This window comes from Microvirga sp. 17 mud 1-3 (assembly GCF_003151255.1).
In the GTDB taxonomy this organism is placed as follows: Bacteria; Pseudomonadota; Alphaproteobacteria; order Rhizobiales; family Beijerinckiaceae; genus Microvirga.
The window spans coordinates 2,281,875-2,303,641 of the sequence record NZ_CP029481.1 but is presented as its reverse complement, the minus strand read 5'-3'; the positions used below and the strand labels follow the sequence as shown (position 1 = coordinate 2,303,641).

General features: G+C 65.6%; 22 protein-coding genes. 13 read left to right on the top strand and 9 right to left on the bottom strand.

What is annotated here, in order from left to right; genetic code table 11:
* Positions 1–5: 5 nt before the first annotated feature.
* The gene (mdoH, locus tag C4E04_RS10930) at positions 6–2,195 is read right to left on the bottom strand and encodes a glucans biosynthesis glucosyltransferase MdoH (RefSeq protein WP_109597498.1); all 2,190 of its coding nucleotides are present in this window, start codon (positions 2,193–2,195) and stop codon (positions 6–8) included.
* Entirely contained in the window at positions 2,171–3,727 is a 1,557-nt protein-coding gene (locus C4E04_RS10925) for a glucan biosynthesis protein (protein WP_245416078.1), read from the bottom strand. The genes mdoH and C4E04_RS10925 overlap by 25 nt, the downstream gene beginning before the upstream one ends.
* A gap of 194 nt (positions 3,728–3,921) precedes the next feature.
* On the opposite strand from C4E04_RS10925, the gene glmU reads away from it, so the two are divergent.
* Entirely contained in the window at positions 3,922–5,295 is a 1,374-nt protein-coding gene (glmU, locus tag C4E04_RS10920) for a bifunctional UDP-N-acetylglucosamine diphosphorylase/glucosamine-1-phosphate N-acetyltransferase GlmU (RefSeq protein ID WP_109597497.1), read from the top strand.
* Positions 5,296–5,403: 108 nt separating this feature from the next.
* Complete coding sequence (gene glmS / locus C4E04_RS10915) at positions 5,404–7,230, top strand: glutamine--fructose-6-phosphate transaminase (isomerizing) (RefSeq protein ID WP_109597496.1); 1,827 nt, start codon at positions 5,404–5,406, stop codon at positions 7,228–7,230.
* A gap of 98 nt (positions 7,231–7,328) precedes the next feature.
* Here the strand turns inward: glmS and C4E04_RS10910 are convergent, their stop codons facing one another.
* A complete protein-coding gene (locus C4E04_RS10910; protein WP_109597494.1) occupies positions 7,329–7,835 on the bottom strand; it encodes a CreA family protein in 507 nt (168 codons plus the stop codon).
* A gap of 150 nt (positions 7,836–7,985) precedes the next feature.
* Positions 7,986–8,366 carry a VOC family protein gene (locus C4E04_RS10905; RefSeq protein ID WP_109597493.1) on the bottom strand — a complete coding sequence of 127 codons (381 nt, stop codon included), beginning with the start codon at positions 8,364–8,366 and terminating at the stop codon, positions 7,986–7,988.
* A 167-nt stretch (positions 8,367–8,533) separates the two neighbouring features.
* Here C4E04_RS10905 and C4E04_RS10900 point away from each other — a divergent pair, with 167 nt between their 5' ends.
* The 4 genes from C4E04_RS10900 to C4E04_RS10885 all read left to right on the top strand — a co-directional run bounded on the left by C4E04_RS10900 (position 8,534) and on the right by C4E04_RS10885 (position 12,222).
* A complete protein-coding gene (locus C4E04_RS10900; RefSeq protein ID WP_109597492.1) occupies positions 8,534–9,655 on the top strand; it encodes a DUF2865 domain-containing protein in 1,122 nt (373 codons plus the stop codon).
* Positions 9,656–9,993: 338 nt separating this feature from the next.
* Positions 9,994–10,611 (top strand): 30S ribosomal protein S4, encoded by a 618-nt coding sequence (rpsD, locus tag C4E04_RS10895; protein WP_109597491.1) that lies wholly within the window; start codon positions 9,994–9,996, stop codon positions 10,609–10,611.
* 230 nt (positions 10,612–10,841) lie between these two features.
* Positions 10,842–11,606, top strand: a complete 765-nt coding sequence (locus C4E04_RS10890) for an alpha/beta fold hydrolase (RefSeq protein WP_109597490.1) — start codon at positions 10,842–10,844, stop codon at positions 11,604–11,606.
* Positions 11,607–11,676: 70 nt separating this feature from the next.
* On the top strand, positions 11,677–12,222 hold the full coding sequence (locus C4E04_RS10885; RefSeq protein ID WP_109597488.1) for a class I SAM-dependent methyltransferase: 546 nt from the start codon (positions 11,677–11,679) through the stop codon (positions 12,220–12,222).
* Between the two features lie 56 nt (positions 12,223–12,278).
* Here the strand turns inward: C4E04_RS10885 and C4E04_RS10880 are convergent, their stop codons facing one another.
* A complete protein-coding gene (locus tag C4E04_RS10880; RefSeq protein WP_109597487.1) occupies positions 12,279–13,079 on the bottom strand; it encodes an enoyl-CoA hydratase in 801 nt (266 codons plus the stop codon).
* A gap of 90 nt (positions 13,080–13,169) precedes the next feature.
* On the opposite strand from C4E04_RS10880, the gene cysE reads away from it, so the two are divergent.
* From cysE to C4E04_RS10865, 3 genes are all read left to right on the top strand, one after another.
* Entirely contained in the window at positions 13,170–14,006 is an 837-nt protein-coding gene (cysE, locus tag C4E04_RS10875) for a serine O-acetyltransferase (RefSeq protein WP_109597486.1), read from the top strand.
* A 94-nt stretch (positions 14,007–14,100) separates the two neighbouring features.
* Positions 14,101–14,313 (top strand): DUF3126 family protein, encoded by a 213-nt coding sequence (locus C4E04_RS10870; RefSeq protein WP_109597485.1) that lies wholly within the window; start codon positions 14,101–14,103, stop codon positions 14,311–14,313.
* 38 nt (positions 14,314–14,351) lie between these two features.
* Entirely contained in the window at positions 14,352–14,882 is a 531-nt protein-coding gene (locus C4E04_RS10865; RefSeq protein WP_109597483.1) for a gamma carbonic anhydrase family protein, read from the top strand.
* Positions 14,883–14,898: 16 nt separating this feature from the next.
* Here C4E04_RS10865 and C4E04_RS10860 read toward each other — a convergent pair whose 3' ends face one another.
* Entirely contained in the window at positions 14,899–15,588 is a 690-nt protein-coding gene (locus tag C4E04_RS10860; RefSeq protein WP_109597482.1) for a transglutaminase-like cysteine peptidase, read from the bottom strand.
* 298 nt (positions 15,589–15,886) lie between these two features.
* On the opposite strand from C4E04_RS10860, the gene C4E04_RS10855 reads away from it, so the two are divergent.
* Positions 15,887–16,705 (top strand): rhomboid family intramembrane serine protease, encoded by an 819-nt coding sequence (locus C4E04_RS10855; protein WP_109597481.1) that lies wholly within the window; start codon positions 15,887–15,889, stop codon positions 16,703–16,705.
* Between the two features lie 127 nt (positions 16,706–16,832).
* Positions 16,833–17,264 carry a CBS domain-containing protein gene (locus tag C4E04_RS10850; protein ID WP_109597480.1) on the top strand — a complete coding sequence of 144 codons (432 nt, stop codon included), beginning with the start codon at positions 16,833–16,835 and terminating at the stop codon, positions 17,262–17,264.
* A 9-nt stretch (positions 17,265–17,273) separates the two neighbouring features.
* Here the strand turns inward: C4E04_RS10850 and C4E04_RS10845 are convergent, their stop codons facing one another.
* The 3 genes from C4E04_RS10845 to sfsA form a co-directional block, all read right to left on the bottom strand.
* Positions 17,274–18,287 (bottom strand): patatin-like phospholipase family protein, encoded by a 1,014-nt coding sequence (locus tag C4E04_RS10845; protein ID WP_109597478.1) that lies wholly within the window; start codon positions 18,285–18,287, stop codon positions 17,274–17,276.
* A 73-nt stretch (positions 18,288–18,360) separates the two neighbouring features.
* Complete coding sequence (locus tag C4E04_RS10840; RefSeq protein WP_109597477.1) at positions 18,361–19,527, bottom strand: MFS transporter; 1,167 nt, start codon at positions 19,525–19,527, stop codon at positions 18,361–18,363.
* A gap of 88 nt (positions 19,528–19,615) precedes the next feature.
* A complete protein-coding gene (gene sfsA, locus C4E04_RS10835) occupies positions 19,616–20,335 on the bottom strand; it encodes a DNA/RNA nuclease SfsA (RefSeq protein ID WP_109597476.1) in 720 nt (239 codons plus the stop codon).
* 124 nt (positions 20,336–20,459) lie between these two features.
* Between sfsA and C4E04_RS10830 the strand changes: the two genes are divergently transcribed.
* Together C4E04_RS10830 and gpt are read left to right on the top strand one after the other, a co-directional pair.
* On the top strand, positions 20,460–21,206 hold the full coding sequence (locus C4E04_RS10830) for a molybdopterin-binding protein (RefSeq protein WP_109597475.1): 747 nt from the start codon (positions 20,460–20,462) through the stop codon (positions 21,204–21,206).
* A 36-nt stretch (positions 21,207–21,242) separates the two neighbouring features.
* The gene (gene gpt, locus C4E04_RS10825; RefSeq protein ID WP_109597473.1) at positions 21,243–21,749 is read left to right on the top strand and encodes a xanthine phosphoribosyltransferase; all 507 of its coding nucleotides are present in this window, start codon (positions 21,243–21,245) and stop codon (positions 21,747–21,749) included.
* Positions 21,750–21,767: the final 18 nt, after the last annotated feature.

Sequence of the window (21,767 nt, the reverse complement as noted above, 5' to 3'; positions counted from 1 at the left end):
CAGGGTTACTCGGCCGCCTTGGCCTCGACACCTCTGCCGCTCAGTTCAACCAGCCGGGTGAGAAGCGCCGGATCCTTGAGGATGGCCATACGCTCCTTGGGCTTGAGCCAGCCGAGCGCTTCCTCGACCGTCTCGGCATCCGTCAGCTTTGCCTCTGCCAAGGCCCGGTCGGTCTCGATCTCGCCCCGCTTCCGACGGGAGGCAGGAGACAGCATCTCGGCGTGACGTTCGCGAAGCTCGCGGTCGCAGCAGAGGGCGAAAAGGCCATCCTGATCGTCGAAGCCGAAGGACGTGTTGCGCTGCTGAAGTTCGTTGGCACGCACCGCAATGGCCGGAGGCTCATGCTCTTCCGGCGTCCGCAGGAGCCCCAGGCGCTTGAGGGCGAGACCTGCCCCGAGTTGGCCGCTCAGCCACGAGAGCGGAATGGCCAGGAGGAGGCCGAGAATCGTCGGAGACATCCAGAGGAACAGGGACGTGGCGATCATGAAGGCCGAGATGCCCGTCAGGGCGCCCAGGACCGTGTGCCACCGATGGCGGCGGATGATGTCCTGCATGGGGATCGACCCGTCGTCGCGGCGCTGCGGCTGCCACCCGGTATCCCGTCCGAGCAGGATCTGGAACACGGAGCCTGATTGAATCAGCATCAGGATCGGCGCCAGCAGAGCCGAGAGGATGATCTCCATCAGGGAGGACAGGACCACCCGAATTCCGCCGCCCGAGGCGCGACGCTCAGGGCCCCGCAGGAGCATGAGAAGCGTCCCGAAAATCTTGGGAGCGAGCAGGATCCCCATGGTCAGCGCGAAGAGCGCGAGAGCGCGCTCGGGGTCGAAGCGCGGCCAGATGGGGTAGAGACGGAAATCGCGGGCAAAATACTCCGGCCGGATATAGGTCGTCTGCAGAACCAGCGCGATACCGACGATGAGCTGGAACAGCCAGAACGGCGAGGCCAGATAGGACATGATGCCGGTGGCGAAATGCTGGCGCGTCGGGAGCTTGAGCCCCTTGGCGCCGATCACCCGCATGTGCTGGAGGTTGCCCTGGCACCAGCGCCGGTCCCTCGCCGAGAGGTCGATGAGGGAAGGCGGGCTTTCCTCGTAGGAGCCTTCGAGGTCGGGCAGCATGTACACGTCCCAGCCGGCGCGGCGCATGAGCGCCGCCTCGACGAAATCGTGGCTGAGAATGTGCCCGCCCAGGGGCGGCTTGCCCTTCAGGTCCGGCAGGCCGGCCTGGTCCGCGAAGGCCTTCGTGCGGATGATCGCGTTGTGCCCCCAGTAGTTCCCGTCCCGGCCCATCCAGACTGCGAGGCCCGTGGCGATGACCGGGCCCGTCACCCGCGCGGCGAATTGCTGGAGGCGCGCGAAGAGGGTGTTGCGGTTGATGATGAGCGGCAGGGACTGGATGATGCCGGCATCCGGATCCGCCTCCATGGCGGCCGCGAGGCGCACGATGCAGTCGCCGGTCATCAGGCTGTCCGCGTCGAGGACCAGCATTTGCTCGTAATGGCCACCCCAGCGGGTGACGAAATCCGCGATATTGCCGGCCTTGCGGTGATAGTTCTTCTCCCGGTGCCGGTAATAGAACCGGGCCTGCGGGCCGAGCCGACGGCGCAGATCGAGAAAAGCCCGCTCCTCCGCAACCCAGGCATCCGGGTCCGTGGTGTCGGAGAGGATGAAATAGTCGAAATGGGAGCCGAGTCCGGTCGCTTCCACGGATTCGTAGATTGCCTCGAGGGCCGCGAAGGTCCGCGCCGTCTGCTCGTTGTAGACGGGCATGACGATGGCCGTACGGGCCGCGAGGGCTGTCGGCAAGGCGGGGCGCGTCCGAGGTTGGCTCAGGAGTGTGAAGAACCCGAGCAAAGCACTCGTAAAGGCGACGGCGATCCACGAGAAATTGACCGTGAAGAGCGCAACCAGCAGCCATTGGAGCACGGTGGTGCGGCTGACCGACACCACCTGGTACATCTCGTAGGTGCCGTATCCTGTCAGGAGCAGGGCGCCGCCGAAGACGAACAGGCGCGCCAGGGCCGTGCGCCAGGCCGATCGCTCGACGATAGGCTTACGCTCCTGGGATGCGGACCAGCGCCGGAGCGATTGGGTCGGCATCTCCAGCCGGTTTTCAGGCGGCATGCCGGGTTCGGAGCGCCCGGTCGTGGCGTTCTTCGAATCGGGACCTATGGTGTCCAACGATAGAGCCATGTTTCGCTAATCTGCTTCCCGCCAGCTTCGAGAATGAGACGCATCTCACACGCGTTTTCATTGCCCGGGTCAAGTTCGAAGACGACGCGAACCGCCTTTCTCTCCGGATAGGACCACACCTTAAGGTTCTGAAATGAACCCGGGCTGACCGTGAGGACGGATTTAAGGTCAGCAGGGCGATTGTCACCCAGGACGTCGCCGGAAAATTCCACGGCGAAGCGCCGCTTGCGGCCGCTCGACCCCCGCCCCACCCGGGTCGTGACCACGGTCGCGAGGGGCGGGCGCTCCGGAGGGGTCCAGCACCAGTACTGGCGATAGGCGAAGGGCACTTCCGACCCGGCCGCCATCGGCGCCTTCGGGCGCCAGTAGGTCAGGATGTTGTCGTTGATCTCCGCATCCGTCGGGATCTCAAGGAGCTGGACGCTGCCCTGCGACCAGTCGGCCAGAGGCTCGATCCACAGGCTCGGCCGCCGTTCGAAGCGGGCCTCATCGTCCTGGAAGGTCTCGAAGGCGCGGTCGCGCTGGATCAGGCCGAAGCCGCGGGGTGACTCGTCCACGAAGGCCGAGATCTGGAGCGTCTCCGGGTTCTGGAGAGGGCGCCAGAGCCATTCGCCCTTGCCGTTGAACATCTGGAGGCCGGTCGATTCGTAGACGGCCGGACGGAAATCGTCCGCATTGCGGCGGTCATTCGGACCGTAGAAATAGGTCGAGCCGATGCCTCCAAGGCCCACATGGTCCAGATTGACGCGTGGGAAGATGGTCGTCTCCACATCGACGATGGTCATGTCGCCGGGCCGGAAGGTCATGCGCAGGGCCGCCGAGGCCGACTCGGAATCGATGATCCCGTGGGCCGTAAGACTGTTGCTGCCGATGGCGGGCCGTTCGAGCCAAAATGCCCGGAAGGCCGGGAATTCCTCACCCTTCGGATCCGCGGGCTTCAGGGTCAGGGCCCGGGCAATGGCCCCGAAATTCTGGCCTTTTGCGATGGCGCGGAAGAAGGTTGCACCCTGCACAATGGCGAAGTCGAAGGGAGGGCTATCGCTCGATGTGGCAATCAGCCGGAAGCCCGAGAATCCGATATCGCCGATCCCGGCCGGGACATTGATGCGTCCGAAGTCGAATCGCGACGGGTCGTAGCCGATCCGCCGGACCGCGCCGTCCTCCACCAGGAAGATCTCGACCGTATTGGTGAAGACGAAGCCGCGATGAAGCGGCTCGACGGCAATTCCCCGGCCTTCGTTGATCCAGAGAGGCTGTTGCAGGGACTTGATGCCGATATATTGTTCGTAGTTCAGTCCGGAGAAGACGTCCGGCAGGTCGTTCGGAGGCGCCACATAAGGCTTTTTCGCGAGTTGGCGCGCAATATCGACCACGACAGCAGGGTCAAACGGCTGGCCGTTGCCCATCCGGGCCTGAACGACTGCCTGAAAGGTCTGGGCGCGAAGGGACGGCGCATATGCGAGGCCGGCGAAGGACACGCCGAGATAGGCCAGCATATCGCGCCGGCGGGGATGAGAGAGGCGCGAAGCCATCGGGACCGGCACAGCGATACTCATTGAGTGAACAAGGCAGAGACGACGGAGATTTGCGTGCCCGTACATATCAGCAAAGATGGGGCAGAAGGAAACGAATTGGTGCCGAGCTTCGCCATTTTGTCATCGATGATTGCCGGAATACCCCTGAATGGGCTAGCAGCCGTGAAGAATCGACTCTGGATCGAAACCCTATGACATCATCTCTCCCGTCGAATACGCCATCCCGGAGCTGTCTCGCCGTCGTCCTCGCGGCCGGCGAGGGGACGCGGATGAAGTCCTCGAAGCCGAAGGTTCTCCACGAGATCGCCAACCGATCGATGCTCGGGCACGTCCTTGCCACCGTGACGGAGGCCGGCGCGGACCGGGTAGCCGTCGTCATCGGCCCTGATCGGGACGACGTTGCCAGGGATGCGCACCGGCAGGTCCCGGATGCGGAGATTTTCGTGCAGCGGGAGAGGCTCGGAACCGGCCACGCGGTACTCAGCGCCCGCGACGCCCTGGCGCGCCGGCCGGACGATGTCATCGTGGTCTATGCGGACACGCCCCTTGTGAGCCTTGAGACGCTGGCCCGTCTGAGGGCGCCCCTGGCGCAGGGGGCGGCCGTCGTCTCTCTCGGCTTTGAGGCGCGGGACCCGACGGGGTACGGACGCCTGATCATGTCGGGCGACGAGTTGCTCGACATCCGCGAGCACAAGGATGCGAGCGAGGCCGAGCGGGCGATCCGCCTTTGCAATGGCGGCCTCATGGCCCTGCGGGGCGATGTGGCCCTCGCCATCCTCGAGAAGATCGAGAACCGGAACGCCAAGCAGGAATATTACCTGACCGACGCGGTCGCCATCGCCCGTTCGCTCGGGCACCGGGCCGTTGCCGCCACGGTGCCGGAGGAGGAGGTGCACGGGGTCAACGACCGGGCACAGCTCGCTCAGGCGGAGCGCATGATCCAGGAGCGCCTGCGGCAAGCCGCCATGGCGGACGGTGTGACCCTTGTGGCGCCCGAGACCGTCTTCTTCAGCCACGACACCAGACTCGGCCGGGACGTCATCGTAGAGCCGCATGTGGTGTTTGGCCCCGGCGTCGTCGTCGAGGACGGCGCTGTGGTCCACAGTTTCAGCCATCTCGAAGGCACGCACGTGGCCCCGCAGGCCGGAATCGGCCCCTTTGCGCGCCTGCGTCCGGGCGCCGAGATCGGCCCGAAGGCCAAGATCGGCAACTTCGTCGAGATCAAGAACACGCAGCTCGGCGCCGGAGCCAAGGTCAGCCACCTGACCTATCTCGGTGACGCGAATATCGGGGCCGACGTGAATATCGGCGCAGGTGCCATCACGTGCAATTACGACGGCTTCGGCAAATACCGTACGGAGATCGGAGAGGGGGCGTTCATCGGTTCGAATTCTTCCCTCGTGGCGCCGCTCAAGATCGGCGCGGGAGCCTTCGTAGGTTCCGGGTCCGTCGTGACGGAGGATGTGCCGGCCGATGCCCTTGCGCTCGGACGTGGGCGTCAGGTCGTCAAGGAGGAGTGGGCGCGGAACTTCAGGGTGAAATCACAGGCCGCAAAGTCGAAGTGATGCCATATGTCACAATCGGTCACGCAAGTTTATTTGAGATGAGGCACGTGCCTCTGTAGCAGGGCCGTAAGCTTAACGGGCCTCGGGCCCCAGGGGACATTGCCGGACATGTGCGGAATCGTTGGAATCGTCGGGAAGGAACCTGTCGCCGGACAGATCGTCGAGGCTCTCAGGCGGCTCGAATACCGCGGTTACGATTCCGCCGGCGTCGCAACCCTGGAGGATGGACGCCTGGACCGACGCCGGGCGGAGGGCAAACTTCGCAACCTGGAGGCCAAGCTCTCCCAGGCCCCTCTCTCGGGCTTCATCGGCATCGGCCACACCCGCTGGGCCACTCACGGCAAGCCCAACGAGACGAATGCCCACCCCCACGCGACCGACAAGCTGGCGGTGGTCCATAACGGGATCATCGAGAATTTCCGCGAGCTGAAGGCGGCGCTGGAATCGAAGGGGATCCGCTTTGAGACCGAGACCGATACGGAGGTTGTGGCACAGCTCGTCACCTATGAGATGCGCCAGGGCCGCCCGCCCATCGAGGCGGTTGCCGTCACCCTGCCGCGCCTGCGCGGGGCTTTCGCGCTCGGATTCCTGTTCGCGGGCGAGGACGACCTGATGATCGGCGCCCGTCACGGCGCGCCGCTCGCCATCGGCTATGGCGACGGCGAGACCTATCTCGGTTCCGACGCCCTGGCACTGGCGCCCTTCACCGACGAAATCGCCTATCTCGAGGACGGCGACTGGGCCATCCTGCGCCATAGGAACGTCGACATCAGGGACGAGAAGGGCCAATCGGTCCATCGCCCCCGTCACAAGATTCTCTCGGGCTCGTTCATTGCCGACAAGGGCAATTACCGCCACTTCATGGCGAAGGAAATTCACGAGCAGCCGGAAGTCGTCGGCCGTACCCTGGCGCATTACGTCAATTTCTCGGCCGGGCGGGTCGAGCTGCCCGTCGAGCTGCCGTTCGATTTCAAGGACCTGAAGCGGATCTCCATTTCCGCATGCGGCACGGCTTATCTGGCCGGCCTGGTGTCAAAATACTGGTTCGAGCGCCTCGCCCGGATCCCGGTTGAGATCGATGTGGCGTCGGAATTCCGGTATCGGGAAGCGCCTATGGAACCCGGCGGCCTTGCGATCTTCGTGTCCCAGTCGGGCGAGACGGCCGATACCCTCGCGTCCCTGCGCTATGCGGGCGCCGAGGGCCAACACACCCTCTCGGTCGTAAACGTGCCCACATCGACCATGGCGCGGGAGAGCGCCGTGATCGCCTCCACGCTCGCGGGTGTCGAGGTCGGCGTCGCTTCGACGAAGGCGTTCACCTGTCAGCTCACCGTTCTGCTGTGCCTCGCAATCGCGGCCGGCCGTGCCCGGGGCACCCTCAGCCCTGAGGATGAAAAGACCATCGTCGATGCGCTGATCGGCGTGCCGGGCCAGATGAGCGAGGCCATCAAGCGGGAGCACCAGATCGAGATCCTGGCGCGCGAGATCTCCAAGGCCAAGGATGTGCTCTATCTCGGGCGTGGGACGTCCTATCCGCTCGCCCTCGAGGGCGCCCTGAAGCTGAAGGAAATCTCCTACATCCACGCGGAAGGTTATGCGGCTGGCGAGTTGAAGCACGGTCCCATCGCGCTCATCGACGAGGCCATGCCGGTCATCGTGATCGCACCCCACGACGCGGTGTTCGAGAAGACCGTGTCCAACATGCAGGAAGTCGCCGCGCGCGGCGGACGCATCGTCCTCATCACGGACGAGAGAGGCGCGCTGGAAACGGGCCTCGATACGCTCGCGACCATCGTGATGCCGTCGGTTCATCCGATCGTGGCACCCATCGTCCACTCGGTGCCCATCCAGCTCCTCGCCTATCACACGGCCGTCTTTATGGGGAAAGACGTGGACCAGCCGCGCAATCTCGCGAAGTCCGTGACGGTGGAGTAGCAGCAACGCCGCAACTTTGGGGCATTTATCAATTTCGGCTGAGCCGGCGAATTCTGACCGTCCAGCCATCTGGCCAAGCGTGCACGCCCACACCAATCCTAGCCGTTCAGCCACTCGCCGCATTTCGGAGGCTGCTCGGTGCCCCAGGGCATAAGCGGCACGCTGGAGGTAGAGTTCTTGGGCGAACCCTCGATGGGTCGATCAGAATAGACCATGTAGACGAGGGTGTTGCGCTTGGCGTCGCAGCCCCGAACGATATGCATACGCTTGAAGATGAGCGACCGCCTCTCGCTGAACACCGCGTCTCCTTGCGAGAACTTCTTTTTGAAGCGCACCGGGCCGATCTGGCGGCAGGACAGGGAAATGTCCGAGACTTCCTCGGCGACCCCGAAAGTGCCTGAGATGCCGCCCCGCTCGGGGGTGGTGTAATGGCAGGCCACGCCCTCGATGTCCGGGTCGTCGATCCCGTAGACGGCGAGCTTGTCGTTGGGGGTCAGGGCGCGCCAGACGGTGGATTTCTTGAAAATGACGTCGGGCTCCTGCGCTGCGGCACCGCAGACGGCTCCCAGGGTCAGGGCGGCGGCCAGGGCAAGGCGGGCGAGCATGGCTTCGGTCTCCTTAAGAGATGATCCGGCGGGGTCTCCGCCTGCCGGGATCCTCGCGCTCCCGGAATCGGGCCGCCAAGGTCAAGCTGCCATGTAGGAACGGAAGATGGCTTTCGCGAGGGGAGGCGCCCGAGGATTCGCCCAGCGATGTCACTCCGGATGGTGGCTGCACACGCAGATCTTGTTGCCATCCGGGTCGCGGAAATAGGCCCCGTAATAATGGGCATGATACTGGGGGCGCAGGCCCGGCTGCCCCTCGTCCTGCCCGCCCATGGCGAGGGCGGCCGCATGGCAGGCATCGACCTGCTCGCGCCGCTCGGCCATGAAAGCCACCATGGTGCCGTTCCCGGGAGAGGGGTCACGGCCGTCGAAGGGGCGCACAACAAGGAATAGAGGGCGTCCGCCGGCACCGTAAGCGATCATTTCCGGCGACGAGAAGCGGATCCGCAAGTCCAGAGGCGCGAGGGCCGCGTCATAGAAGTCCCTTGCGCGGTCGAGGTCATTTGCCCCAATCGTCGTATGAGAGTACATGCTGTCCCCCAGATCTCGGTGTGACGGGGATTCTGCTGGCCGGGGGCCATGATGGTCATTTCCCTTCATCCGGCAAGGCTCCGACCATATTGGGGCCCTTTTCACGACGTCTTTTGTCCTCCCTTCCGGGAGAACCACTTGAACGACACGGTTTCGCGACGCTCATAATGGCCAAGACATCTTTCCTCCGTTCCCTTGTCGCCGTCGCGGCCTTTTTGGCCGCCGGCGGAGCCGCGTTCGCCCAATCCGCCGAGTGCCAGCGCTTCCGGGCTCAGCTGGCCGCCCTGGAGCGCAGCGGCGGCCGCTCCACCTCGGGTGAGGCGGAAAGCATGCGCGTCGAGATCGGCCGCCTCGTCAATTACTACCGATCCATCGGCTGCGAGCGCGGCCCCCTCGGCTTCCTGGCCGGTCCGCCGCCGGCCGAGTGCGGCGCCATTGCGGGGCGCATCCGGCAGATGGAGGCGAACTTCGCCAGGCTGTCGGCCCAGGGCTACGATTCGGGGGATTTCGAGTTCCGGCGTCGCCAGCTCATGGCGGCCGTCCAGCAGAGCTGCGCCGCCGACCAGCCGCGCGGCTTCTTCGAATCCCTGTTCGGCCCGCCCCGCGGCCAGCCCCAGCCGGCCGAAATCATGCCCGAGGGCCAGCCGATCATCACCGAGGAGCAGCAGGCCTATGGCGGCCGAAAGCTCATCTGCGTGCGGACCGGGGACGGCTCCTTCTTCCCCTTGAGCGTCTCGCCCGGCGGACGCGAGGGCGCCAACGAGATGTGTCAGGCCCTCTGCCCGGAGACCGAGACCCTCGCATTCGCGTATCCGGGCGGCGATAACGGGCTCAACCAAGCCGTGTCGGTCGTCGGAAGTAAGCCCTACACGTCCCTTCCCAATGCCTTCAAGTTCCGCAAGAGCTTCGATTCCGCGGTGGCCTGCAAGCGGGACACCGAAAGCTGGGCCGTGGTCCTGCGCCGGGCCGAGAGCATGCTGGAGCAGCGCAAGGGCGATATTATCGTGACGGCCGAGAAGGCCGAGGAGATGTCCCGTCCCAAGGTCGTGCAGGCCCGCAAGGCCGCCGACAAGAAGGCCGACGAGGAGGCCAAAGCCGCCGCCGAAACGGCCGCCGCTGCACCGACCGCCAGCAAGGAATCCTCCGGCATCGGGCCGAAATCCATCGAGAACAACCGCGTCGTCACCCAAGGTGAAGGTGCGAAACGCGAGGCGGTCACGAGCGACGGCAAGAAGCGTGCTGTCCGCGTAATCGCCCCCGAGCTGATCCCGGTGCCGACCGCTGAGTAGTAGGATGTAAACTGCACTTCTTACTCTGATGAAGTGCCGACGAGCCATCAATAGCTAAATCGCAAGCTCGCTTCGTGCTGCGGATGAAGCGCGGTGGTCAGGAATTGCATGACCAGGCGGTGCATTAGACGCACCTTTCTTGACTCGGCAGCCGTTTTCCACTAGGGCATCCCGGTTCGCGCGGTCCGGCAACGGCCGCGCAAACTTTTTACGCTCCCGTGGCCCGGTTTCGGCCGGCCTGTCGTCCCGTCCCCGCAACGGCCCATTAGGGTCTGACCGGAAGACTGGAAGAGGAGGGCGCGTTCCTCGAAACTTTCGATCATCCAAGAGGAATCGCGATGTCGAAGCGCATTCAGGCCAAGCACAAGCTTGACCGCCGTATGGGTCAGAATATCTGGGGTCGCCCGAAGAGCCCCGTCAACCGCCGCGAATACGGCCCCGGCCAGCACGGCCAGCGCCGTAAGGGCAAGCTCTCCGACTTCGGCACGCAGCTGCGCGCCAAGCAGAAGCTGAAGGGCTACTACGCCAACATCACCGAGAAGCAGTTCCGTCGGTACTACGCTGAGGCGATCCGTCAGCGGGGCGACTCGGGCGAGAACCTGGTTGGCCTGCTCGAGCGCCGTCTCGACGCGGTGGTCTACCGCTCGAAGTTCGTCGCGACCCCGTTCGCCGCGCGCCAGTTCGTCAATCACGGCCACGTGAAGGTGAACGGCCGCCGGGTGAACATCCCGAGCTATCTCGTGAAGCCGGGCGACGTGATCGAGGTGAAGGAAAAGTCCAAGCAGCTCGAGATCGTTGTCGTGGCGAGCCAGCTCGCTGAGCGCGACGTCCCGGATTACATCGAGGTCGATCATTCCAAGATGACGGCCCGCATGACCCGCATCCCGACCCTGTCCGAGGTGCCGTACCCGGTCCAGATGGAACCGAACCTCGTGATCGAGTTCTACTCGCGCTAATCGCCGCGAGAGGTTGCATTCGGGAAAGGCCGCCTTCGGGCGGCCTTTTTCCATTTTGCGGCACCCCTCCGTCATTCCGGGACGGCCTTTGGCCGGGCCCGGAATGACGGAGGGGGTGCTGCTGCTTCGTAGCCCACGCCAGCGGCAGGCAAGGATTGCATCCGGGCCGGGGCCTGCCTTAGGGTGCGCCGGCAACTCCAGCATCATTGCCAAAACCGTTTCCCGGACCCATGCGCTTCTTCAATTCCGATGGCGTCAACATCGCCTATGTCGACATTGCACCCGAAGGCGGGGAGGGCGAGCCGATCCTTCTCATCCACGGCTTCGCGTCCAACCACGCCGTCAACTGGGTGAACACGCTCTGGGTGAAGACGCTCAGCCGCGCCGGCTATCGGGTGATTGCCCTCGACAACAGGGGGCATGGACAGAGCGAAAAGCTCTACCAGCCGGCGGATTACGATTCCTACGCCATGGCGGCTGATGCGCGCCGGCTTCTCGACCATCTCGACATCGAGCGGGCCGACGTGATGGGCTATTCCATGGGGGCGCGGATCACGGCCCATCTGGCCCTTTCGGCGCCGGAGCGGATGCGCTCCGTGCTCCTCGGGGGCTTAGGGATCCACCTCGTCGAGGGCGTCGGCCTGCCGCTCGGCATCGCGGACGCCATGGAGGCGCCGTCCCTGGATGATCTCACGGACCCCATGCAGCGCATGTTCCGGGCCTTCGCGGAGCAGACGAAGAGCGATCTGAAGGCGCTCGCGGCCTGCATCCGCGGCTCGCGCCAGGTCCTCACCCGGGAGGAGGTTGCGTCGATCACGCTGCCCACCCTCGTGGCCGTGGGGACCAGGGACGACGTGGCGGGCTCTGGGCCGGAGCTTGCGGCACTGATCCCGAACGCCGTGCCCCTCGACATTCCCGGGCGGGACCACAACCTGGCGGTCGGCGACCGGGTCCATAAGCAGGGTGTCCTGGACTTCCTGGCGCAAAGGCCGTGACCGGTCCGCAGCCCGGCCTTTGACTTCTTAGGCCGCCGGGACATTTCCTCTACAGTCATGAGGAGCCTGGATGACCCGACTCGACAGTGCCATTCGGCGGCTCACGGCCCAGCGCGATCTCCTCGACTGGGCGAGCCGTCTTGTCGCCCCGACCGGCTTCGTGCTGGAGCTCGGCCTCGGCAACGGCCGGACCTACGACCACCTGAGAAACCGCCTGCCGGGCCGGGAGATCTACGTTTTCGAGCGCCGGCCCGCCGCGCATCCCAGCTGCATGCCGCCGGACGGATACCTGCTGGTCGGCGATATGTTCGAAACCCTGCCGTCCTTCATCTCCGCCAAGGGGGCGCACCGCTGTTCCCTGGTCCATGCGGATATCGGCACAGGCGACGAGGCCCTGAACCGGGAGGTGGCCCTGCGGCTGTCGCCGCTCCTCGACGGGCTCCTCCAGCCCGGCGGGCTGCTCCTGGCGGACCGTGCCTTTGCGCTGCCCCACTGTGCCGACATTACGGCCGAGACGGGCATTCCCGAGGGGCGATACTACGTCTATCGCCGCACGGATGAGGCGGGTTCTCCCAGGGTCTCGGACGAGGAACCGGCTTCACGCTTGAGCCTCTAGATTTCTGTTTTTGAGCATCGGACGCAAAACCGGTTCCCACTTTTGCGTCCGATGCTCTAGTGCCCGGTGAAGACCGGCGCGCGCTTCTCCAGGAAAGCCCGGCGTCCCTCGACCGCATCCGCGCTGTCGAAACAGGCATCCGCCAGGGCGACCGGGTCCGATCCGGGATGTGCGATTCCGAGGGCTTCATCGATGGCCGCCTTTGCGGCCCGGATTGTGAGCGGTGCGTTTCCGGCAATCTCCTGTGCCAGGGCCATGGCGGCGCCTTCCAGCTCCCTGTCCGGAACGACCCGCTGCACGACACCGAGACGCTCCGCCTCCGCGGCACCGATTCGGCGCGCCGTATAGAAAAGGTCGCGGGCAGCGGGCCCGCCTACGGCGGCCGTCACAAGGCGCATGGCGCCGGGAGGATAGCCCACGCCGAGCTTCGCGGCCGGGATGCCGAAGGTTGCGTTCTCGGAGGCGACGCGCAAGTCGCAGGCGAGCGCGAGGCCGAAGCCGCCGCCCAGGCAGAAACCCCGGATCATGGCGATGACCGGCTTCGCGCAATGAGCGACGGCCTGGAACGCCGCCTCATTGGCGGCCTCGTAGCGCCGCCCACCCGCCGCATCGGCGCGGACCGTCTCGAACTCCGAGATGTCCGCTCCGGACGTGAAGGCGCCGGTGCCTGCGCCCCGCAGCACGATTACGCGGACCCGCTCATCCTCCTCCAAGGTAGCAGCGATCCGCGGCAGGGCCTTCCACATCTCCAGGCCGATGGCATTGCGCTTCGCCGGATTATGGATCGCGATGGTTGCGACGGCGCCCTCGAGGGAAAGGACGAAGTTCGGAGAGGGCGAGGAAAATTGAACGGGCATGACCGATTCGCATCTAGGGGAATGGAGGCGCTGCGCCTATCTATGCTACTCGACCGAACCTTGCGAACCGTCTCCGGCAGGGAGCCCAAGATGACACAGCCACGGATGAAACCGGCCCTCCAGAACCGCGTCGCCGGAACCGTCGACCCCCTGTGGGATCGCCTGCGCGCCGAGGCCGAGGCCATCGTCCGCGACGAGCCGGCCATGGGCGGCGTGGCGCTGGCGACGGTGCTGCAGCAGCCGAGCCTCGAGGCCGCCGTCATCCACCGGGTGGCGACCAGGCTCGGCCATGCGGCGCTCGGGGCCGACATCGTGGAGCAGACCTTCCTGGAGGCCATCGCGCAGGAGCCCCGCATAGGAGAGGCGATCCGGGCCGATATCCGCGCCGTGCTCGACCGCGACCCGGCCACGACCCGGGTGATCGAGCCGGTTCTCTACTTCAAAGGGTTCCACGCCATCCAGGCCTACCGCCTGGCCCATTGGCTCTGGCACCGCGGCCGGCAGGATTTCGCGCTTTATCTTCAAAGCCGCTCGTCCGAGGTCTTCCAGACCGATATCCACCCGGCTGCCCGCATCGGCCGGGGCATCTTCCTCGACCATGCGACGGGGCTCGTGGTCGGCTCCACGGCGGTCGTCGAGGACAACGTCTCCATGCTCCAGAACGTGACCCTGGGCGGAACCGGCAAGGAGAGGGGCGACCGCCATCCCAAGATCCGGCATGGCGTCCTGATCGGCGCCGGCGCCAAGATCCTGGGCAATATCGAGGTGGGCCACTGCGCCCGGGTGGCGGCCGGCTCCGTGGTGCTCAAGCCCGTTCCCCATAATGCTACGGTGGCGGGCGTCCCGGCCAAGGTGGTCGGCAGCGCCGGCTGTGCGGAGCCTGCCCGCTCCATGGATCATCTCCTGAGCGAGGCGGACGGCATCTGACGCGCATTTCCTTCAGGGCGAACCTATCGCGGCTTGCCCGCGTTGGGCCGGCATGGCAAGTGCTGCACCCATGCAAATCAAGAAAGGACTAGCGGTGGACAAAACGGAGATGGCGAAGGTCGAGCAGTATCTGCGGCAGACTTTCGCGAACCACTCGATCCGCGTGGTCGGTCGCCCCAAGAAGACCGACTCGGCGGAAGTTTATATCGGCGAGGAGTTCGTCGGCGTTCTCTTCGTCGATGACGAGGACGGAGACCGTTCCTTCAACTTCACCATGGCGATCCTCGACACGGATCTCGAGGACTGATCCCGCCTGCCGGCCCCCTTGCATCCTCCGGAAGACCCATGCCGATCTACAGTCTCGACGACCGGATTCCGGACCTGCCTGAGCCTGGCCACTTCTGGATTGCCCCCGATGCCCACGTGATCGGCCGGGTCCGCCTCGGTCCCGATGTGGGCATCTGGTTCGGTGCGGTTTTGCGGGGCGACAACGAGCTTATCGACATCGGCGGGGCCACCAACATCCAGGAGGGGGCCATGCTGCATACCGACCCCGGAGCGCCCCTGAGCGTCGGGGCCGGGTGCACCATCGGGCACCACGCCATCCTTCATGGATGCACCATCGGCGAGAACACGCTGATCGGCATGGGGGCGACGATTCTCAACCGGGCGCGGATCGGTGCCAACTGCATCGTGGGCGCCAATGCGCTCGTGACCGAAGGCAAGGAATTCCCGGACAATGCCCTGATCGTGGGCGCGCCTGCGCGGGCAGTCAGAGCGCTCGACGAGGAATCGATCGAGCGCCTGCGTGCTTCCGCGCGGGGCTATGTGGCGAATTGGAAGCGTTTTGCCGCAGGCCTGAAGCGGATCGATTGATCCGCCTAGGCAGGCTTCAGCGGTTCGCCGTCGTGGTGGGGGAGCTGATCGTCGGCGACGTGATGCCGCCGAGGGAGACCCAGCCCTTTCCGGCCTGGCTTTCCCGCTTGATGTAGACGTAGCCGGTCCGATCCCAGGGAAGAACCGTCGAGGTCTTGTTGTCGAGGACGTAATCGCCCTGATTCGTGCGGACCAGAAGGACCGCGTGACCTTCGCCGAGTTCGTCGATCACCACCGTCATGCGCATGGCGCGGCGGGGCAGGCCGTTTTCCGCCAGGATGCGGCGCTTGAGGAGCTGGAAGTCCTCGCAATCGCCCTTGCCGTCGTCAGGGAAGCCCCAGACGTCGACCACGCCCCAATGATCCGCATCTGTGACAGCCTTCACGGAGGCGTTCACGCGCTGGTTCACGGAGGTGATCATCTTCCAGACCTGAGGAGTGAGCTCGATGGTCTGCGGTTCGGCCGTATTGACGGCGCATTCCGACGCATAGGTCTCGCAGAACCTTACCCAGCCCATGATCGGCTTGGCGCCGCCCATATCGGCAAGGGAATGACCAACCGGCGGCAGCGAAGCCAGGGTCTGCGCCTCGGCGAAGCAGGCCGGAGCGAGAAACGAAAGGCCGAGAAACGCTGTACGAACGGTTTTGGAGGAAAAGAACGACTTCGTCGCCTGACCGAATAAATTCTTGAAATAATCCTGCCGCATGCCCCACCAGCCGGTTAATGTTCTTTTAACCAAACTGACACGGTGGGATTCACGGCTCAAGCAAAAAGTAAAAGGTGAGTTAACGCGTCGCGGGCTGATCGGTTCCGTTATGGTTAACGAAAAGTTTCCAGTTTTTTTCGATGGGGAAGCTGGGCCGCTCGCCTTGCCGGATCCGGATCTTACATGCAGATGCCGCTAAGGGAACCGGCTCCTTTGTCGCCTCCATCGAAAAAGGGGCCTGAACCCGATATTGCGGCCGCCGTTGGCTCCGGCGCCCTCTCCGTGCAAAGCTTGCTCCATGGTTTCGAATCCGTCCCGTCGGCCCCGCGAGCCGATCCTCAACCTGCCCTCCGTCGTTGCCTGGAGCATCGGTGTCCTCGTGGGCATCCACCTCCTGCGGACGTTCCTGTCCGAAGAGACGGATTTCCAGCTCCTCCTGGATTACGCCGTGATCCCGGCCCGCTGGTCAGTGGCCTATGGGGGTGTCGAGGTTCGGGAGGTCATCGATGCTCTGCGACGGGCCGCGTTGGACGGGCAATCCTCCTCCCTCGTCGCTCTCGGGCAATATGTCCTCCAGGACGGGGAGGGGCGCCCCTGGACGGCGCTGACCTATGCGCTGCTGCACGGCTCCTGGAGCCATGTCCTCATCAACGGCATCTGGCTCGCGGCCTTCGGCACGCCCATCGCGCGACGCTGCGGCACGGGCCGCTTCCTCGCCCTCGCGGCGCTGTCAGCGATCGGCGGGGCGGTGCTCTTCGTCTTCATGAACCCCCTCCAGGTCCTGCCGATGATCGGCGCATCGGCGGCCGTGTCGGGCATGATGGCGGCCGCCTCGTGGTTCATGTTCGCCCCGGTCGATTGGCATCCGGAGGGGAGGCCGACCCAGCCGCACGAACGGCCCCGCGAAAGCCTCATCGACATTGTCCGCAACCGGCAGGTCCTGATCTTCCTGGGGGTCTGGTTCGCGGCGAACTACGTCTTCGGCTTCGTTCAGCCCCTCGGCGTGACCGATGCCAGCATCGCCTGGGAGGCTCATATCGGCGGCTTCCTGGTCGGCCTGGTGCTTTTTCCGGTCCTCGACCCTTTCCCGCCCCGCCAGTCGCGCTTCACCGCTTGAAAAGGGCGACGTTTCGCCGGATCATTGCCGCCTGACGGTAGGTCAGCCTGCCCGATGGGCGGGAGCCTCGCCGTCGGTCTTGCGGCCGCGACGGGACAGGCCTCGCAGCCGCGCAACGGAGGCGAGCATGTCCGTCCATCGAATCCTCTCGGCCAAAGGCCGCAACGTCGTCACCATCGAGCCCCACAGGACTCTGGGCGAGGCGGCCCGTCTCTTGGCCGAGCGTAAGATCGGTGCCCTCCTGGCGGTCGACGGAGTCCGGCCTGTCTCGGGCATCATCTCCGAGCGGGACATCGTCTGGGCTGTTGCCGCCCATGGGCCGCGGGCGCTCGACGAGCCGATCTCCCGTTTCATGACCGCGAAGGTCGTCACCTGCACGACCCGGACCGCCGTGAACGACCTGATGGAGACCATGACCGAAGGCAAGTTCCGCCACATCCCGGTCGTGGAGGACGGCGCCCTGGTCGGAATCGTGTCCATCGGGGACGTGGTGAAGGACCGCCTGGCCGAGATCGAGGCCGAGGCCCAGGCCATAAAGGACTACATCGCCACCGCCTGACCGGCCGGGTCAGACGGTCTGGGACGAATCCTGGATCAGCTCGAGAATGTCCGGCAATGCGCGCTCGGTCGCCAGACGGCCGAGTGCGATGCATTCCTCCGCCCGGTGGAACTCGAAGAGGCCCATTTTGGCGAGCTTGGGGGCGATCATGATGTCCGGCGGGTCGCCGGCAAGACGGGAGCGGGCGATCCGGTCCTGGGTGATGTTGAAAGCATCCACCATCACGGTCGCAATGCCCGGCGCATTGGGCTTGCGCGGCTTGCCGGCGCGGGAGGCCGGAAAGATGCCCCAGCGCCGGGGCTCCACGATCGCTTCCTCGATCTCGCGCTCGTCGCTTTCGTTCTCGGTCTCGTAGGATTGAATCACCGTGCCGCGGATCCGGATCTCGCCGTTCAGATTGACGCAGATTACCAGGTCGGCCCCCAGGGCCCGGGCGGCCGTGATCGGGATCGGATTCACCAGAGCGCCGTCCATGAGCCAGCGCCCACCGATGAGGATCGGGTCGAAGACGCCCGGCAGGGCGTAAGAAGCCCGCATGGCCTGGACGAGAGGACCGCGGGTCAGCCAAATCTCATGGCCGCTCGCCAGTTCCGTCGCGATGGTGCAGAAGCGGATGGGCAATTCCTCCACCTTCAGGTCCGTCAGATCCTGGTCGAGGAGACGCTGGAGCCTGGTACCGGCGATCAGGCCGGATCCGCTGATGTGGAAATCGAGCAGGCCCATGACCCGGCGCTTGGTCAGGGACATTGCGAAGGTCTCGAGCTGATCGAGCTTGCCGGCCGCGTAGCACCCGCCGACCACGGCCCCGATGGAGCAGCCGGCGATTACGTCCGGCACGATCCCGGCGTCGCTCAGGGCCCGCAGGACGCCGATGTGAGACCAGCCGCGCGCCGCGCCGCCGCCCAGCGCCAGGCCGATCCTGATCCGGGAGCGGGGATCCCGTTCCGTTGGGGCGTGCATGTCCGCAATGCCGCCACCGCCTCCCGACCCGGCGCTGCGCCGGGCGATGTTGTCCCACAACATGGCCGAACTCCAGACCTGCCCTTGGTTTATGACCCTGATCCCGTGAAGGTCTTATGAACAACGCGCGACAAGCTTATCGGGTCGTTCCGGGTGCAAGGAAAGTCCGGGAGGGGGCCAGGACCGGCCGCGCCACCAGCACGACCGAGAGGGCGCACAGGACCAGAAGGCCGAACATGGCACGCAGGCCCAGGAGATCCGCCCCAAAGCCGATGAGCGGCGGGCCGAGCAGGAGACCCGCATAACCCAGCGTCGCCACCATGGCGACGCCCATGCTCGGGGGAATGCCGGGTGTCTCGCCCGCCGTGCTGAACAGCACCGGAACCACGTTGGCGAGACCGAACCCGACCAGGGCGAAGCCCGCCGAGACGACGGTCGGCTGCGGTACGATGAGTGCGAGGGCGAGGCCTAAGGCCGCCAGGAGACCGCCGGCCATGAGGGTGCGCACCCGCCCGAGGGCCCGGACCGCGAAGTCACCCATGAACCGGCAGGCCGTCATGGCGAGCGAGAAGGCCGCAAACCCGCTGACAGCCGCCTCCAGGCTCGCGCCCGCAACGGTCTGGAGATAGATCGCCGACCAATCCACCATGGCGCCTTCCACTAGGAAGCACAGGAGCGTCAGCCCCGCGAGGGCCAGCACGCCCCGGCGGGGCAGGGCGAGGCCGTGTCCTTGACCGGACCGCTCCGTCTCATTCATGAGCGCGAACGACGCAGCCAGGAACAGCAGGCCCGCTCCGCCGCAGGAGACCAGAAGGGTAGGGGCGATGTCGTAGCCTGCGGCGATCAGCGCACCGGAGGCCGCCGCTCCGAGAAGCCCGCCGAGGCTGAAGAAGGCATGAAACGAGGACATGATAGCCCGGCCCCAGGCTCGCTCCACCAGGGTCGCGTTGGTGTTCATGGAGACGTCCATGGTGCCGTTGCAGGCTCCGGCCAGGAACGAGGCTGCCACCAGGGTCGCAAGGGTCGGCGCGAAGCCGGGCAGGACGAGGGTCCCGGCGAACGCGAAGGCCGAGGCGGCCGCCACCCGCCCGCTGCCGAGCGCCGCCGTCATCCAGCCGATGAGCGGCATGAGGAGCACCGCTCCGAGCCCGAAGGCGAGCAGGGCCATGCTCAGCTCGCCATCCGACAGCCCGTGGGCAGCCTTGAACCGCGGAAGCTGCGCGGCCCAGGTGCCGATCAGGAAACCGTTGCCGAAGAACAGGCTGCTGGTGGCGGCCCGCGCCGCCTTGAGATCGTGTCGCATCGTTCTCAGGTTCCTAGACCGGATCAGCCCGCCTGGCACTCCCTCACGAGTGAAGAGCAGCCCTTGCTTTCTGCTCCGACGGCCATGTCTATCGTGGGGTCACGATAGGGACCGGATGGTCGATCGCAATCCCGTCCGGGGAGATCCGGCAGATATAGGCATAGGATTCGACGCCGGCCGCAAGGGCATGGCGGAAGGCCTTGTCGTAGACGGGGTCGATGTCGCGGGCGACGGCGAACCGGGAGGCCCGCATCTGGATCACATAGACCAGGGCCGCGCGGGCTCCCGCCGCAACCATGTCGGCGAGCTCGTAGAGGTGCTTGGCGCTGCGGGCCGCGACGCAGTCGGGGAATTCGGCGAAATCCGCCTCCCGCATCAGGTGGCAGTTCTTGACCTCCAGGTAGCAGGGCGGCGCGCCGTCCTTCTCGAGCAGGAAGTCGATCCGGCTGTTGCGGCCGTATTTCACCTCCGGCCGCACCCGGTCGTACCCCGTAAAGGGCGCGAGCCTGTTCTCGCGCAGGGCCTCGGCGACCAGGAGGTTGGGCCGGGAGGTGTTGATGCCCACGAGCTGGGGCGGCCCGCCGCCGGCTGCCACCTCTACGAATTCCCAATTATAGGCAAGCTTGCGCTTCGGATTGGAGGCGCGGGACAGAAGCACCCGGGAGCCGGGCTCCTTTAGCCCCATCATGGCGCCCGGATTGGCGCAGTGGGCCGTGACCTGCTCGCCGGTGTCGAGCGTCACGTCGGCGAGGAAGCGCTTGTAGCGTTCGATCAGGCGGCCCTCGAGCAGGGGTTCGGAAAAAATCATGGGAACAAACCGGGATCGGAGGGCGGGCAGCCTCCCTAGCAGGGGAGAAGCCCCTGCATCAACCGCAGGCTTGCTTGAGAAATGCCGCATCCGGCGCTAAACGCCCTCAAAAGGACCCTTGCCCATGGCCGTTTCCGTCACAGCCGCGCTCCTCATCATCGGCGATGAGATCCTCACAGGGCGCACCAAGGACAAGAATATCGGCTACGTGGCCAAGTACCTGACCGGGATCGGCATCGATCTTCGCGAAGTCAGGATCGTTCCGGACGTGGAGGCCGAGATCGTCGCGGCCGTGAACGCCCTGCGGCAGCGCTACACCTACCTGTTCACCACGGGCGGCATCGGCCCGACCCACGACGACATCACGGCCGACAGCATGGCGAAGGCCTTCGGGGTCGGGATCGGCCACGATCCCCGCGCGGTCGCCATGCTGCAGGAGCGCTACCAGCCCGGCGAGCTGAACGAGGCCCGCATGCGCATGGCCCGTATCCCCGATGGGGCCGACCTCATCGAGAACCCCATCTCCAAGGCGCCCGGCTTCCGGATCGGCAATGTCTTCGTCATGGCGGGCGTGCCGGCCATCATGCAGGTGATGCTCGATTCCATCGCGCCCACCCTCGAGACCGGTGCGAAGATGATTTCCCGGCTCATCGAGGCGGAAGGGATCCCGGAAGGCCATTATGCCGAGGGCCTCGCGGCCATCGCGGCCGCCGACGAGCGCGTCTCCATCGGCTCCTACCCGTCCTTCTCGGCGAACGGCTTCCGCAACCAGATCGTGGTGCGCGGCAAGGACGCTGCTGCGGTCGAGGCCGCCGCCGAGGCGGTCATCCAATTGCTCGCCCGTCTCAAGGGCGACCGCAACCCCCTTTAGAATCTGCCCCAACCGTCAAGCCTGAGAGCGAACCCGATGTCCCCGTCCTCCCCCAAAGCCTTCCCGGTCTCCTGGGATCAGTTTCACCGCGATGCCCGGGCCCTGGCCTGGCGACTGGCCGCGGCCGGTCCCTTCGAGGCCATCGTGTGCATCACGCGCGGTGGTCTCGTCCCGGCCGCCATCGTGGCTCGCGAACTCGACGTCCGGCTGATCGAGAGCGTCTGCGTCGCCAGCTACCATGACTACAAGAGCCAGGGCGAGCTGCGGGTGCTCAAGGATATCGCTCCCCCCATCAAGGCGATTGGCGGCGGCACCGGCAAGGGCGTCCTCGTGGTGGACGACCTGACCGATACGGGCAAGACCGCCAAGATCGTGCGCGACATGCTGCCGAACGCCCATTTCGCCACCGTCTATGCCAAGCCCGCCGGCCGCCCGATGGTCGATACCTTCGTGACCGAAGTGAGCCAGGACACTTGGATCTATTTCCCGTGGGATATGGGTCTCGCCTACCAGGCGCCGATCCGCGAAGGCTCGGCCGGCTGAGCCGGCGGACCGGGGAGG

Bases quoted from the DNA above. Each gene is read 5' to 3' on its own strand.
- mdoH (WP_109597498.1), bottom strand. From the start codon at position 2,195: ATGGCTCTATCGTTGGACACCATAGGTCCCGATTCGAAGAACGCCACG.
- C4E04_RS10925 (WP_245416078.1), bottom strand. From the start codon at position 3,727: ATGGCTTCGCGCCTCTCTCATCCCCGCCGGCGCGATATGCTGGCCTAT.
- glmU (WP_109597497.1), top strand. From the start codon at position 3,922: ATGACATCATCTCTCCCGTCGAATACGCCATCCCGGAGCTGTCTCGCC.
- glmS (WP_109597496.1), top strand. From the start codon at position 5,404: ATGTGCGGAATCGTTGGAATCGTCGGGAAGGAACCTGTCGCCGGACAG.
- C4E04_RS10910 (WP_109597494.1), bottom strand. From the start codon at position 7,835: ATGCTCGCCCGCCTTGCCCTGGCCGCCGCCCTGACCCTGGGAGCCGTC.
- C4E04_RS10905 (WP_109597493.1), bottom strand. From the start codon at position 8,366: ATGTACTCTCATACGACGATTGGGGCAAATGACCTCGACCGCGCAAGG.
- C4E04_RS10900 (WP_109597492.1), top strand. From the start codon at position 8,534: ATGGCCAAGACATCTTTCCTCCGTTCCCTTGTCGCCGTCGCGGCCTTT.
- rpsD (WP_109597491.1), top strand. From the start codon at position 9,994: ATGTCGAAGCGCATTCAGGCCAAGCACAAGCTTGACCGCCGTATGGGT.
- C4E04_RS10890 (WP_109597490.1), top strand. From the start codon at position 10,842: ATGCGCTTCTTCAATTCCGATGGCGTCAACATCGCCTATGTCGACATT.
- C4E04_RS10885 (WP_109597488.1), top strand. From the start codon at position 11,677: ATGACCCGACTCGACAGTGCCATTCGGCGGCTCACGGCCCAGCGCGAT.
- C4E04_RS10880 (WP_109597487.1), bottom strand. From the start codon at position 13,079: ATGCCCGTTCAATTTTCCTCGCCCTCTCCGAACTTCGTCCTTTCCCTC.
- cysE (WP_109597486.1), top strand. From the start codon at position 13,170: ATGACACAGCCACGGATGAAACCGGCCCTCCAGAACCGCGTCGCCGGA.
- C4E04_RS10865 (WP_109597483.1), top strand. From the start codon at position 14,352: ATGCCGATCTACAGTCTCGACGACCGGATTCCGGACCTGCCTGAGCCT.
- C4E04_RS10860 (WP_109597482.1), bottom strand. From the start codon at position 15,588: ATGCGGCAGGATTATTTCAAGAATTTATTCGGTCAGGCGACGAAGTCG.
- C4E04_RS10855 (WP_109597481.1), top strand. From the start codon at position 15,887: ATGGTTTCGAATCCGTCCCGTCGGCCCCGCGAGCCGATCCTCAACCTG.
- C4E04_RS10850 (WP_109597480.1), top strand. From the start codon at position 16,833: ATGTCCGTCCATCGAATCCTCTCGGCCAAAGGCCGCAACGTCGTCACC.
- C4E04_RS10845 (WP_109597478.1), bottom strand. From the start codon at position 18,287: ATGTTGTGGGACAACATCGCCCGGCGCAGCGCCGGGTCGGGAGGCGGT.
- C4E04_RS10840 (WP_109597477.1), bottom strand. From the start codon at position 19,527: ATGCGACACGATCTCAAGGCGGCGCGGGCCGCCACCAGCAGCCTGTTC.
- sfsA (WP_109597476.1), bottom strand. From the start codon at position 20,335: ATGATTTTTTCCGAACCCCTGCTCGAGGGCCGCCTGATCGAACGCTAC.
- C4E04_RS10830 (WP_109597475.1), top strand. From the start codon at position 20,460: ATGGCCGTTTCCGTCACAGCCGCGCTCCTCATCATCGGCGATGAGATC.
- gpt (WP_109597473.1), top strand. From the start codon at position 21,243: ATGTCCCCGTCCTCCCCCAAAGCCTTCCCGGTCTCCTGGGATCAGTTT.